Origin of the sequence: Engelhardtia mirabilis (assembly GCF_007748095.1) — a bacterium.
Lineage (GTDB): Bacteria > Planctomycetota > UBA1135 > UBA1135.
This window is the reverse complement of sequence record NZ_CP036287.1, coordinates 4,973,280-4,986,694: the sequence shown is the minus strand read 5'-3', so window position 1 is coordinate 4,986,694 and position 13,415 is coordinate 4,973,280. Positions and strand designations below refer to the sequence as shown.

Sequence of the window (13,415 nt, the reverse complement as noted above, 5' to 3'; positions counted from 1 at the left end):
GAGTTCGCCGCTCGACGGACCTTGTCGATCAGCGCACTTCGCGATTCAGGTGAGTTCGCGAAGCAGGCCTGCCCCCGGGATTCTGACGCTCCGCGAGCCCAGTGCTTGGCGCGCAACTCGAGACGCCGCGAAGTTCGGAATCCCGCGCCGCTCAGAACACGATGAACTGCGCCGGAGCCGGGTTGCTGGCCAGGTCGGGCACGAGTTGGTCGTTGACCACGACGAAGGCGTGGTTGACCGGAGTCAGGGTCAGTTGGAACTGGCCCACGCCGGGGGGCAGGACGAAGGCGGCGGTGGCTCGGCCGAGTCCGTCGAGGACGCCGGCGCCGCCTTGGACCAGGGTTCCGGTTGGTGAGGCCAGGGTCAGGTCGAAGTAGACGTCCTGGTTCAAGGGGACCGTGACCAATCCCAGGGGGAAGCCGACGTCGGTGCCGGCCAGGGAGCCGAGCACGAAGTAGATGTCGCCCGCCCGGGCGGGACCGGCGTCGAAGCTGAGCGTCTGGGTGCCGCCCAGGACCAGGCTCAGCTCCAGCTTGTCGACCGTCAGGCTCTGGCAGGTGTCGGGGATCTCGTTGCCGTCGATGTCGGCGACCAGGCCGTCGGCGATCTCGATCCCGTCGGGGATGCCGTTGCTGTTGCAGTCGGCGACCTCGATCACGGCGTCGCGCCAAGCGGCGACGGTGGGGGCGTTCAGGGTCAGGGCCTGGGCGTTGTCCTCGGTGCCCGCGGCGCCCATCACGTAGCCGTTCCAGAAGTGGTCGGGGCTCGAGAAGATCGGCTTGCGCGAGCCCGGCGAGTAGGCCATGACCGTGCGGTACAGGTTGTTCGGCGTGCGGTACCCGTAGCCGAACGAATGGGACGAGCTGCCCGCGTTGTCGCGGTCGTGGGCGCAGCCGAAGTTGTGGCCCAGCTCGTGGCCGTAGGAGTAGTAGCCCGTCGCGCAGCCGCGCGCGGTCACGCTGAAGGCCGAGGACTGGAAGCCGGGCGAGACGTTCGTCATCAGGTAGGCCACGCCGCAGGCGCCGCCGCCGCTGACGATCAGGGCCACGGCGTCGCCGCCGTAGACGTCGCGCCAGGAGTGGACCTCGTCCATGTAGCCGTCGGTCTTCGACCGCAAGCGCGAGAGGTCGGTGCTCATCGAGCCGCTCTCGGTGTAGACGACCTCGCCCGAGTAGGCCAGGCGCAGGACCAGGTCGGCTCCGCAGTTGTCGTAGGCGACGTTGGTCTCGAGCACGGCCAGGTCGATCAGGGCCAGGATCTGCGCCGTGCCGCCCTGGGCCTGACGGGCTTCGGGGGTGTAGGCCGTGACCACGTCGACGAAGTTGAAGTCGGGGGTGTCGGTCAGCGGACCGCCGGGATCCGTTGAGGGGTCCTCGGCCCGGCGCAGGCGGCGCGCGGCGCCCTGTGTGGGCAGCGTATCCACGTGGTGCTCCGGTCCCAGGGCGCAGGTGCCCGGAGCGGTCAACGTGCGCTCGACCAGCACCGCCTGGCCATCGGGCAGGTTGGTCACGGCGAACAGGTGCTCGTCCAGCCACAGGGTGCCCTCGGCCGCGCCGTCGACGAGCGCCAGGGCCAGGTGGTCGCCGGCCGCGCCGATCGCGCCAAGGAAACTCGCCGAACCGGGACGCGGTTGGGCACGCCGCTCCAGGTCGACCTCCACGCGACGGCCATCGAACAACTCGAGCGCTATCCGGGCGTTGCTCACCGGCACAAGGGCCTCTGCCCCGATCAGCTCGATCGGTCGCCAGCGCAGCACCGTCGAGTCCTCTGCCAGGGCGGCGAGGGCCGCGGGCGAGGTCTCGTCGGGATCCGCGCGCCACAGGTCGATGGCCGCGGGGGCGGTGTCCTGGACGGCGTACGCGGGGAGAGCGACGAGCGCAGCAGCGCCGACGATGAGGGGGCGGATCGTCATGGGTGGGGAACGGGACGCCCACCCGCCGTGGGACGGCGAGCGTGGGGAGGCGACGGGCGACCTCCGACGCGCTCAGAAGAGCGTGAAGGTGATCGGGATGGGGTTGCTGGCGAAGACCAGCGATTGCGAGCCGCCGACCACGAAGAACGCGTGGTTCACGACGGTGCCGACGAGGCTCAGGGAAACTCCGGACGGCAGGGCGAACTGCGCGGTTCCCTTTCCTTCGGCGTCGAGGCTGCCCAGTCCCCCGATCAGGGGCGCGAAGCCGGGATTGGCGAGGGTGAAGCCGGTGTAGGCGTCGACGTTGAGCGGTAGCAGCACGCCGTCCACGGCGATGCCCGGCCGGGTGCCGGTGGTGCTACCCAGGATCCAGTAGAGCTGCCCCGCATGGGCTGCCCCCGCGTCGAGGGACAGGGTCTGGGTGCCGCCGAAGAGCAGCGGCAGGCTGCCCAGGTCGGCCGACAGGGGCTGGCACTCGTCCGGCCCGCCGTCCCCGTCCAAGTCCAGGGAGGTCCCCGCGAGGACGTCCTGCTCGTCGGGGATGCCGTTGCCGTTGCAGTCGCTGCCGGCCAGGTCGACGCGCACCTCGTAGGAGCCCGCGCGCCGGAAGGGGTGCTGGGTCGAGACCTCCGCGTACCACTCGCCGTCCGCATCCGCGATACCCGCCACCAGCGCGTTGCGTCCGACGCCGGAATCATCGTCCTGGCCGAAGAGCGAGCCGTCGGGTCGGCGCACCCGCAAGAGGGGGTCGACGAAGGTGCCCGCGTCGGGGTTGCCGCCCGGGTAGCGCGTCGAGACCTCGAAGCCCTGGCCCTGGCTGAGGGTGAAGCGGTGGAAGTCCCCGTCGCCGTCGCCCGGGGCGTAGGCGCCGGGCGGCGGACGATAGAGGGTGCGCGTGACGCTCCAGCCGCCGCCGACGTCCAGCAGCCGCGCCGCAGCCAGGCCGTCATCGGGCTCGGCCGCGTCTGCAGCGAAGCCCAGCTTCCAGGCCGTGACGACCTCCACCAACTCCGCACCGTGGCCCGGATCGCTCGGCGCGAACAGACCGTGCCACAGGTCGAGCACGGTGGCGTCCTGGGCCGCGGCCACGGTTCCCTCCAGGGCGCGCCACAACAGTTGCGCCCCGTCGAGCCCGCCCTCGAACTCGAAGGAGCCGTCCACGGGATCGTCGTCGCCGCCGGGCACCGGGCCCCGAGTCTCGGCGCCATCCACCAGGTCCCACAGGGTGCAGGCCACCGCGCCCTCGTTGGCCTCGCCCTCGGTGCTGCCGATGAAGGGCGAGCCGTCCTCGAGGCGCAGGCGCAGTTGGATCGACGCGGGCCCAGTGGCGCCCGTCCCTGAAGCGTCCAGGTAGAAGCCGGAGTCGTCGAAGCCGGCCAAGTCGCGGGCCAAGGCCGCGAAGGCCGTGGCCCAGCCCTCCGTGAAGGACAAGCGCGGATCCTGGTCGGACTCGCCGAAGGAGTGCGACCCGCCCTGCTGGTCCTCGTCCACGAACAGGTGGTAGAGCAGGTGGGCGAGCTCGTGCAGCGCCACCAGATCGTCGTAGCCGTCGTCGGCGGCGATCGACGATTCGGTCCCGCTGGAGAAGGACACCGGCCCCGCGGGCCAGGTCATCTGCAGGTCCTGTGGGATCGACGGCGCGCCGATGGCCTGGGCCGCGCCGACGCCGACGACGAACTGATCCAGGAGGTTGAACGGGTTACCGAAGCGGCCCGCGGCGAAGACCTTGGGCGACACCAGGGTGCCGATGTCCAGGTCGGTGGAGAGGTCCCAACCGGCGAAGGTCGGCGTGGCCATGGAGTAGACCTGGTTGGCGACGTTCGTCACGCGCACCGCCGCGCCGAAGGCCTCCGAGCGCGCGACCACACGCACGATCACGTCCATCTGGCCCGAACCGACGATCGGAATCGAGAAGTCACCACTGGCGTCGGTCGCGCTCACGGCGAGGATCGCGCCGCTCGCGGCCTCGATCACGCGCACCGTGGCGAAGCGCACGGGTAGTTCGGGTTCGACGCCCGTGAAGCCGCTGTCGAAGCTGAACTCGCGGTCCACGTAGCGGGCGCTGCCGCTGATCACCAGGTCGGCCTGCGCCGGGGCGACCAGTGCCGCCAGCAGGGCCAGTGCTGCCCACGCGAGCCGTAGGCGCGCGAGCGCGATCACCGCTCACCTCCGCCCGCGACGGCCGCACGCGGCCGCAGGATCGACGGCACCTGCGCCGTAACTTCGCCCGCCTCGTACACCAGTTGCGTCGAGTCGACCACGGGGAGCTCGCCCCACAGGACCTGTCGCTCGATCGAGAAGGTCGATCGGCCATCGATGCCGCCCGGGTCGGCGAGGGCGATGCGGAAGACCAGCTCCAGGCTCGCGGGCCCGTCGACTTCGACCAGGGCCAGTCCCTGGACGCTTTCGCGTCGGGCTCGTGGCCCCGCGGGCGGAGCCACGTGCTCGACCACGCGGGCGGCGCTCGAGGGGCGCAGCTCGACCGACGCGTCGAGGCATTGGACGAGTGGCGACACCTCGTACCGCACGCGGGCGCGTCCACCCTGTAGGGGATCCAGATGGATCTCGACCGCCAGGGGCGCCTCGGGCTCGTTCGCGACCGGGACCGACGGGATCCGCCCCTCGCGAGCCGGGGACCCGGACTGCAGCGAGGCCGACGAGAGCATCACGGCTGCGACTGCGCACAACGCGATCGCAGCCCTGGGGGAGGGCGTGGGGGCTGTCATGGGAGAGCGGCGGCCAGTCGAGCTGGATGGAGGGCTGAACGGCCGGCTACCAATGTGCAATGGAGAGCGGCGCTTGGGGTTTGCCCTCTTGGCGATCCGGCGCGTTTTCGTGGCGCCCTGGCGCGTCCCGGAGGGGTCCGCCGGGTGGGTGGAGTCCGATCGAGCCCCGCCCGCGACCCCGGCGGCGCGCCGATCGTCGCGCGCCTACTCCTGGTCGCGGTCCAGGTAGCCCAGGGCCCGCAGGCGCGCGCGCTGTGCCGGGTCGATCTGCGTCGCACTGCCCCGCCGGCTCTGGGCCAGGCTGTTCAGGGCATCGAGGTCGGCCCCGAGCTCGAGCAGGCGGTCGGGCTCTTCGGCGGAGCGATCCAAGTGCTCGGGGTCGCCCACGCGCAACAGGACCGTGGCCTCGCCCTCGCCGCCGCGGACCAGCGACCAGCCGTCGCGCAGCAGCGCCGAGCGGTCGCGACCGAAGGCGATGCCGCGCGAGACCACCGCCCGTGCGTCGGCGTGCTCACCCCGCAGGGTGCCCACCAGCGAACGCGCGTCGAGCTCGGCCGGGTCGTGGTCGACGCCCAGGAGCTCGAGCAGGGTCGGAACCAGGTCGTGGGTCGCGACGGCCCCCGGAACGTGCAGGCCTCGCGCCTCGACGCCCGGCCCCGCGATCACCAGCGGCACGCGCAGGACCTCTTCGAACAGGGTGTGCCCATGGCCGAGGGGCCGCACGGTCTCGGGTTGCACGTAGCCGGCGCCGCGGGCGAGGGCCGCGCTCTCGAAGACCTCTTCGCCGTGGTCGGAGGTGAACACCAGGTAGGTGTCGTCGATGCTCCCGTCGGCCTCGAGGCTGTCGAGCAGGCGGCCCAGTTGTGCGTCCACGTAGCGCACAGCGCCGTCGTAGAGGCGCAGGCGCGCGGCCCGGTGCTCGGGCGTCATCGCCAGGGTCGAGAAGGTGCGGTTGGAGATGTCGGGCACGGGCAGCCTGTCGCCGGGCGGCCTGGCGTCGAGCACGAACTCGTCCGGGATCAGCAGCGGGTCGTGGCAGTCGATCAGGTGCGCGAGCAGGAAAGTGGGGCGCTCGTCGCCGGGCACGTCGAGGCGCTCGAGGGTCCAGTCGAGCACCTCGGCCGCCTCGGTCTGGCGCAGGGTGAAGGACTCGAAGCCGCGCTCGAGACCGAAGCCCACGAAGGGATTGGTGACGAAGGCCTCGCAGCGCCAGCCCTCGTCGCCCAGGCGCTCGGCCAGGGTCGGCACGTCCGCCGCCAGGCCGTCGGGGACTTGGCTGGCGAGGTCGCGCCACGAACCGTGCAGCCCCGCGCCGTGGCGGTCGGGGTCGACGCCGGTCAGCAGCGAGGCCGTGGCCGGCAGGGTCCAGGGAGCGGGGGACCAGGCCTGGTCGAAGACCGCCCCGCGGGCGACCAGGCGCTCGAGGTTGGGCGAAGTGGGCCGGTCGTGCCCGTAGGGCGTGAGCCGGTCCGCGCGCAGGGTGTCCACCAGGAACAGCACCAGGCGCGGGGGCGGCGACGGCTGCTCCCCGCCGCTCGGCGCGCAGGCGCCGAGCAGCAGCAGCAACGCGGGGGCCGCGGCGCGAAGACGTGCTCGCTCTACCAGCGGAAGTACTCCCGGGCGAGCCAACGGGCCGGGAGCTGCGCGGCCGACTCGGCCTCGGCGCCCACGGCGTCGTAGCCGCCTTCGTCCCAGGCCGTCCGAATCAGCGCGGCGAGCTCGGTCGGGAAGCGCCCCTCGAGGGCTTCGAGTTCGCCGGCCAACTCGTCGATCGCTGCCGCCGCGGGGTCGCGCCGGTTGCGCTTGAGCCAGTCGGCCACGGCCTTCTCCGCGCGATCCCAGGCCTTGTCGAGCCGGCCCTCGAGGACGTCCTTGAGCTCCTTGCGTTCGCGCGGCGTCAGCTCGGCACCGACCTCGCGACCCCAGTCGAGCAGCACGTCCAGGGCCGGGTCGGCCCCGTCGCGGGCGATGGCTTCGGCGGTGACCGAGATGCTGGCCATGGATGAGCGCACCGAGTCGAGCGCCGTCTTGGCCTCGCGGACCTGGGGATCGAAGCGCGCGTCGAAGCCCTCGGCCGCGATCAAGAGCGGCGCGGCCTCGGCAAAGCGACCCGCCGCGAGGGCCGGCTGCCCCGTGGCGGTCCACTGCTCGCGCCAGGGCACCAGGGTCGCGAGCTTGCGCTTGGCGACCAGCTCCGCGATCGGCGCGTCCACGAAGCTGCCCTCGGCGGGGACCCACCCGGTGCCGATGCTGAAGCCCGGATCGCCCTCCCACACCACGCGGTGGTCGAGATCCAAGAGCAACATCCGCGGCAGGTTGAAGCGGTCGATCGAGAAGTCCTCGAAGGTGTCGCCGATGCCGAAGCCCTCGCGCCGGTCGAGCGCTACCGAGCCCGGGAACTTCGTCCCGGCCAGGTACTCCTCGATGCGCTCGGAGTCGTTGGGGGAGACCACGTTGACGATCTTCAGGCCGGCCTTGCCGTGCTCGTCCATCAGGTGATCGAGCCAGCCGTCCAGGGGCATGATCTCGTTCACGTCGATGTTCCAGAAGGCGAGCAGCGTCGGCGAGGGTCCGATCTCGTCCCAATCGGCCAGCGGGTCGCGGACCCAGCGCTCCACGCGCGGGAAGGGCGGCACGTAGCCCAGGTAGCTGCCGTTCAGCCCCTGACCCTGGGCCATCAGCTCTTCGATGCGCCGCTCGCGTTCGAGGGCGGAGGCGGGGTCGTTGGGCTGGCGCGCCAGGTAGCGCACGTTGCGGAACAGGCTCTCGCCGGGGCCGATGACCAGGCCGAAGCCGCCGCGCAGCACGTCCGCCGTGCCGAAGTCCTGGCTGGCGATGAAGGTGCCGTCGAACCACACGTCGACGGTGGTGCCGACCACGTCCACGCGCAGCTTGTGGAAGCTGGTGGTGGCGCTGGTGGCTTCGCCCTTGTCGACCTGCACCGTGTTGTGGCGCCAGATCTTGAAGTCGCCGCCGTAGAAGCTGGTCAGGTCGACGTAGCCCGTCTCGGCGGCGCCCTCGCGCCCGCGCTTGGGCGGGAACAGGATCATCGAGTGGAAGGTCGTGTCGCTCTTGCGCCCGAAGACCAGCCCTCCGAAGGCGCCCTTGCCGCTCTCGACCTTGACCTCGGCCTCGAACGAGTAGTCGCCGGAGGTGACCGTGTCGAAGGTCAGGAAGCGGTAGTCGAAGCTGTCGGCGCGGTACTCACCCAGCTTGCCCAGCAGGTTGACGCCCTCGGAGGTCCAGCCCCCGGTCTCGCCCGAGACCCAGCCGTCGAGCCCGCGCTCGTCGTAGGCCAGCTTCCAGATCGCGGTCGAGCGTCCGCCGGCCGCCAGGGCCTGGGCGTAGAGCTCGAACAGTCGCTGCTCGCCCAGCTGGTTGCCGAAGCGCCAGGACAGGTCCATGGCCTGCAGGTACAGCCCGTCGGCCACGTAGCGCTGCACCAGGCCCAGCACCGCCGAGCGCAGCTTGTCGTGGATCTCCTCGACGTCCTTGCGATCGGGGTCGTACTTGGAGAGGGCGCGACGGGCCGAGGCCAGGGCCTTCTCGTCGATCGGGTCCTCGTTCTCGAGCAGCTGCACTGCGCGCAACTGGAGCTTGGACGCGCGGTCGTCGTTCTTGAGGGTCGTCGACAGGAACGCGGCGAAGTCCTGCAACAGGCCCACGTCGGCCGGCGTGGCCGCGATGCCCTTCTCGAAGTGTTCGAGGGCCACGTCCTTCTCGCCGCGATCGATGGCGTAAAGGGCCCAGGCGCGCCACGGGCGCTCCACCTCGAGCTTGCCGCTCTGCTCGTCGCGCAGGCGCAGGATCCAGTCCTTCCAGATCTCGTTCAGCTCGTCGACGGTCTTCGGCAGGGGCAGGCGCTCCTGGCCGGTGTAGTCGACCTTGACGGTCGGCTTCGACGGTTGACCGAGCACGACCTCCTCGAAGTGCTCGATGGCCGAGTCGCCCAGGCGCGAGCTGAGCGAGTCCATGAACCCGCGGAAGGCCGAGCGGTACACGTAGCGGCCGTCGACAGGGTCCTGGTAGTTGTAGCAGAAGTACACCACGCCCCAGGTCGGCGCGTACCACGGTGGGCCCCAGGGGTAGCGACCGCCGAGCACGATCGCGAAGGTCGGCGCGGTCTCCGGCGTCTTGTTGGGGTCGGCCGGATCCACGCCGTCGTTGACGTGCTCCATCCAGCCCTGCTCCATGCGGCTGGCGAGGGGGAACAGCCGGTGGTTGGCCGGCAGGTTCATGATCACCGTGCCGTTGGCCAGGATACGGCAGCCCTCGAAGAACGACGCCAGGCCCTCGTTCAGCCAGCCACTCGCGTTGGTGGCCAGGGACACGAACTGGTGCGCCGCCTCGTGGAACAGCACGCCGACGATCGTTTCGAAGCTGTCCTCGCCGGCGTAGGTGACCACCGCGCCGCCGTTGAAGAAGCCGCGCGACCACTCGATCGCGCCGGCGTCGAGGTACTCCTGGCGATCCTTGTAGATCAAAAGGTCGATGCGCGACACGCCGCCGGGCGAGTCCTCGGTGCCGTACTCGAAGAACACCCGGTAGAAGGCGTTCATCTGCTCCATGGCCTCGCCCGCGCGGACCATCAGCTCGTAGCCGGCGTTGGTCTGGGTGACGTAGTTGTCGCGGGTCAGCTTGGCTCGGTCGCCCCAGTCGCCGTGCTTCTCGTCGTGCTCGCGGATCCACTCCTCGGTCACGTCGGCGAACAGGTCCGGCGGGTTGGCGTCGGCGGCCAGGCTGGGGTCCGGCGCGGCGGCCAGGAGCTCGATCGCGGCCTCGCTCTCGATCCGGGACGGATCCAGGGCCAGGACCTCCTTGTGGGTCCGGATGGCGGAGTGGGGGCGCTTCTCCTTGGTGTAGCCCTCGGCCAGCTTGACCAGCTCCTCGACGAACTCCTCGCGCAGCAGCTCGAGGTCGCGGGCCAGGGGGTCGACGGCGTAGAGCCGCTCGCGGACCTCCGCGCGCTCGGCCTTGGGCCGGTCCTGGGCCACGGTCAGCTCGAGCCGGCGGTGGAGCGTGTGCACCAGGTCGTCGCGGTCCTCGGCCACCTCGGCCCAGCGCGCGCGCAGGTCCCAAGCCCGCAGGGAGCGCGCGTCGCGCTCCAGGGCGCGCTCGATCTGGGCCCGGGCGCGGTCCAGGTCGCCCAGCTCGAGCAGACTCTCGGCTCGGTCGAGGGCCAACCCGAGGGTCGGCGGAGCGTCGTCGTCGCCGCGGAACGGAGCGGCAGCGCTCGCGGAGGCCGCGCTCGGTCGGGCGAGAATCGCGGCGCAGGGAATCAGGCCGATTACGGCCGCCAGGAGGACCACCCGGCGGTGGGCCCGGCGGAAAGCTCGGGGTCGGGTCATGCTCGTCCGTGGGGTGGAGGTCGCTCGCCGGGGGGGGCGGGAAGAGCTTAGCAGGGCGGTGGTGAGCCGTAACCGTGGGCCGTACGGCCCGAAATGACCCCTCCAGCCCTTCGCCCCGACTCCCGACCACAGCCCTGTTTCTTGTCCGGCCGTAAACGATTCAGCGTCCTGCGCGACCCCGTCCACGGGGACATCGATCTGACCGACGAGGAGCTCGCCGTGCTCGACACGCGCGAGATGCAGCGGCTGCGGGGCGTCAAGCAGCTCGGCACCGCCTACCTGGCCTACCCGGGGGCGGTCCACTCGCGCTTCGAGCACTCGATCGGCACGCTGCACGTGACCCGCTCGATGATCGAGGCGATCAACCAGAACGCCGACCTCGAGCCCCGGGCCTGCCTCGGGATCAGCGAGGAGGAGGCCCGGCTGATCCGGCTCGCGGCCCTGATCCACGACGTCACCCACGTGCCCTTCGGGCACAACATCGAGGACCAGAGTGGGCTGCTCGAGCGCCACGACTCCGCCGCGCGCTACCGCGGGATGCTGTCGGTCTCGACCGAGCTGGGGCGCCTGTTGGACGAGCTGGGCGTGCGCGACGACGTGCTCACGATCCTGTTGCCCCAGGGCACCGAAGGTCGCGCGCCGATCCCGCCCTACTGGTCGCAGATCATGTCGGACACGATCTGTTCCGACATCCTCGACTACCTCGCCCGCGACGCCTACTTCACCGGTCTGCGGCTGCAGGTGGACGAGCGCATCGTGCGCTACTTCAAGGTCGATCGAGCCAGCGGCAACCTGTATCTGGACCTGCAGAAGCGCGAGCTCCTGCGCGAGGACATCCTGAGCGAGATCGTGCGGATCCTCGAGGCGCGCTACTACTTCTCCGAACGCGTCTACTACCACCACGCCAAGGTCTCCGCCGGGGCCCTGATCGCCCGGGCCGCGGAGCTGTGCCTGGGCGCGGGTCTGATCGAGGACGCGGACCTCTACATGCAGACCGACCATTCCCTGGTCGACCTCTTGCGGCGCTCGGTTCACCAGGGCGATCCGCGCCTGCGCGCGCGCGTGAGCCACCTGCTCGAGGGCTTCGAGCGCCGTCGACTGTTCAAGCGCGCCTGCGTCTTCCCGCGCTACGAGAACGAGCAGACCCAGAAGGAACTGGTCGAGCGCTACTTCGCCCGCGGGCGCGGGGCCGAGCGCGCCGCCGTCGAGGCACGCATCGCCGACCTGGTGCGCTTCGCCACCGGCAAGGAGATCGAGGTGATCGTCTACTGCCCGGCCGCGCGGATGCAGCTCAAGGAGGTCGCCACCCACGTGCGTTGGCCGGGCGTGCACGAGCCGCGCCCCCTGGCGGAGTTCTCCGACCGCGTCCCGCGCCTCGCGGACCTGGAGCGCTCCTACCGCGACCTGTGGAAGTTCTACGTGCTCGCGGACGCGCGCGACCCGGCCGTGCTGGCCAAGGTCCAGGAGGTCGCCATCGGCGAGTTCCCGGGCGCGGTCAACGCGTACCGGCTCTGACGGGGAGGCCCGGGCATCGGCCCGCTTGCTTGACACCCTCCGGTCCTGAGACGGATGCTCTGCCCGTCTGTCCGATTTCACGACCAACACCACGGAAGAGAAGGGCGGCAGGACATCCCTGCGCCCCACGATGTCGCAAGAGTCCCCGCTGCCGGCGGCGGAACCGTCCGGGAAGATCCGCGTGGCCGCCGCGCTGCGTGGCGCGATCGCGAGCGGCTACAACGCCTCCACGCTGCGGGCGGACCTCCTGGCGGGCGTGGTTGTGGGGGTGGTGGCCCTGCCCCTTTCCATGGCCCTGGCCGTGGCGGTCGGCGTGCCGCCGCAACACGGGCTCTACACGGCCATCGTCGCGGGCTTCGTGATCGCGGTCCTCGGGGGCTCCAAGGTCCAGGTGTCCGGGCCCACGGCGGCCTTCGTGGTGATCCTGGCCCCGATCGTGGTTCGCCACGGCCTGGGGGGACTGCTGTTGGCCACGATGTTGGCCGGACTCCTGCAGGCGTGCCTCGCCCTGGCCCGCGCGGGGCGTCTGATCCAACTCGTCCCCTACCCGGTGACGGTCGGCTTCACGGCGGGCATCGCCGTCGTGATCGCGACGCTTCAAGTCCAGGACCTGCTGGGCTTGGCGGTGGCGGGGCGTCCCGAGCACTACCTGGACCGCGTCGAGGCGCTGGCGCGAGCCCTTCCCACCGCGCGTTGGCCGGAGTTCGCGACGGGCCTGTCCACGCTGCTCATGCTGGTCCTGTGGCCCCGGGTGAGTCGGCGCATCCCGGCCCCGCTGGTGGCCCTGGCAGTGGCGGCGCTCGTGGCCTGGGCGCTCGAGCAGCTGGTGCCCGGCTTCCACGTGGCGACGATTCGCGACCGCTTCGCCTTTGAAACGGCCGATGGGATCGGACTGGGGATCCCCAGGCTCGCCCCCCAACTCGTGATGCCCTGGAACCTCGCGGGAGCGGACGGCGCCCCGATCGGGATCACCTTCGACCTGGTGCGCGAGCTGCTGCCCTCGGCCTTCGCGATCGCCATGCTCGGTGCGATCGAGTCCCTGCTCTCGGCGGTGGTCGCCGACGGGATGATGGGGGACAACCACGACCCCGACGCGGAGCTGTTCGCGCAAGGCGTCGGGAACGTGCTCTGCCCGCTCTTCGGTGGTATCGCCGCCACCGGGGCCATCGCACGCACGGCCACCAACGTGCGGGCGGGGGGGCGCACGCCGATCGCGGCGGTGGTCCACTCACTGGTCGTGTTGTCGGCCGTGCTGGCCTTCGCGCCCGTGCTCGGCTACCTGCCCATGGCGTCCCTCGCGGCGCTGCTCACGCTGGTCGCCTGGAACATGGCGGAGGTGAGGCACGTGGCGATGGTGCTGCGGACCTCGCCCCGGGGCGACAGCCTCGTGCTCTTGACCTGCCTCGGCCTGACCGTCCTGTTCGACATGGTGATCGCCGTCGGCGCCGGGTTGGTGCTGGCCTCGATCCTCTTCATGCGTCGGATGATCGAGGTCTCCGAGGTCCGCCTGGTCGACGAGCAGCAGGCGGTTCCCCCGGAGCTCAGGTCGAAGGGAATCGTCTGGTACGAGATCGCGGGTCCCCTGTTCTTCGGCGCCGCCCATCGTGCCACCAGCGCCCTGCACCGCGCACGCAGCGACGCCAAGGTCGTGGTGCTCGACCTCTCGGCCGTTCCGGTCATCGACGCGACCGGCCTGGTCAACCTCCGCTCGGCGATCTCGCGCTTGCACCGCGACGGCCTGGTGGTGGTGCTGGCCGGGATGGGCTCCGGGGTCAAGCGAGTGCTGCGCCGCGCCGGGGTCGTGGAGGAGGCGGGCAAGCTCCTCCTGTGCGACAGCACCGCTGAAGCCGTCGACCGAGCCAGCGCGGCGGCCGAGAGCATGGCGGCCGAGTGAGTAACGGCGGCCGCCGGAGT

7 protein-coding genes are annotated in these 13,415 nt (G+C 71.2%); 2 read left to right on the top strand and 5 right to left on the bottom strand.

Going from position 1 to position 13,415, the window contains the following annotated elements:
- Positions 1-151: 151 nt before the first annotated feature.
- From Pla133_RS18380 to Pla133_RS26510, 5 genes are all read right to left on the bottom strand, one after another.
- Positions 152-1,912 carry a reprolysin-like metallopeptidase gene (locus Pla133_RS18380; RefSeq protein WP_145067918.1) on the bottom strand — a complete coding sequence of 587 codons (1,761 nt, stop codon included), beginning with the start codon at positions 1,910-1,912 and terminating at the stop codon, positions 152-154.
- A 72-nt stretch (positions 1,913-1,984) separates the two neighbouring features.
- Positions 1,985-4,072, bottom strand: coding sequence for a hypothetical protein (locus Pla133_RS18375; RefSeq protein ID WP_145067916.1), 2,088 nt, complete (start codon positions 4,070-4,072; stop codon positions 1,985-1,987).
- On the bottom strand, positions 4,069-4,599 hold the full coding sequence (locus Pla133_RS18370) for a hypothetical protein (RefSeq protein WP_145067914.1): 531 nt from the start codon (positions 4,597-4,599) through the stop codon (positions 4,069-4,071). The genes Pla133_RS18375 and Pla133_RS18370 overlap by 4 nt, the downstream gene beginning before the upstream one ends.
- A gap of 243 nt (positions 4,600-4,842) precedes the next feature.
- Positions 4,843-6,204, bottom strand: a complete 1,362-nt coding sequence (locus tag Pla133_RS18365; RefSeq protein WP_419191708.1) for a sulfatase — start codon at positions 6,202-6,204, stop codon at positions 4,843-4,845.
- 32 nt (positions 6,205-6,236) lie between these two features.
- Positions 6,237-9,986, bottom strand: coding sequence for a hypothetical protein (locus Pla133_RS26510; protein WP_419191707.1), 3,750 nt, complete (start codon positions 9,984-9,986; stop codon positions 6,237-6,239).
- A 141-nt stretch (positions 9,987-10,127) separates the two neighbouring features.
- Between Pla133_RS26510 and Pla133_RS18360 the strand changes: the two genes are divergently transcribed.
- Positions 10,128-11,501 carry an HD domain-containing protein gene (locus Pla133_RS18360; protein ID WP_419191706.1) on the top strand — a complete coding sequence of 458 codons (1,374 nt, stop codon included), beginning with the start codon at positions 10,128-10,130 and terminating at the stop codon, positions 11,499-11,501.
- 130 nt (positions 11,502-11,631) lie between these two features.
- Entirely contained in the window at positions 11,632-13,395 is a 1,764-nt protein-coding gene (gene dauA / locus Pla133_RS18355; protein ID WP_419191705.1) for a C4-dicarboxylic acid transporter DauA, read from the top strand.
- Positions 13,396-13,415 lie beyond the last annotated feature (20 nt).

Excerpts from the sequence above, each read along its gene's own strand:
- Pla133_RS18380 (WP_145067918.1), bottom strand. The coding sequence starts at position 1,912 with ATGACGATCCGCCCCCTCATCGTCGGCGCTGCTGCGCTCGTCGCTCTC.
- dauA (WP_419191705.1), top strand. The coding sequence starts at position 11,632 with ATGTCGCAAGAGTCCCCGCTGCCGGCGGCGGAACCGTCCGGGAAGATC.
- Pla133_RS26510 (WP_419191707.1), bottom strand. The coding sequence starts at position 9,986 with ATGACCCGACCCCGAGCTTTCCGCCGGGCCCACCGCCGGGTGGTCCTC.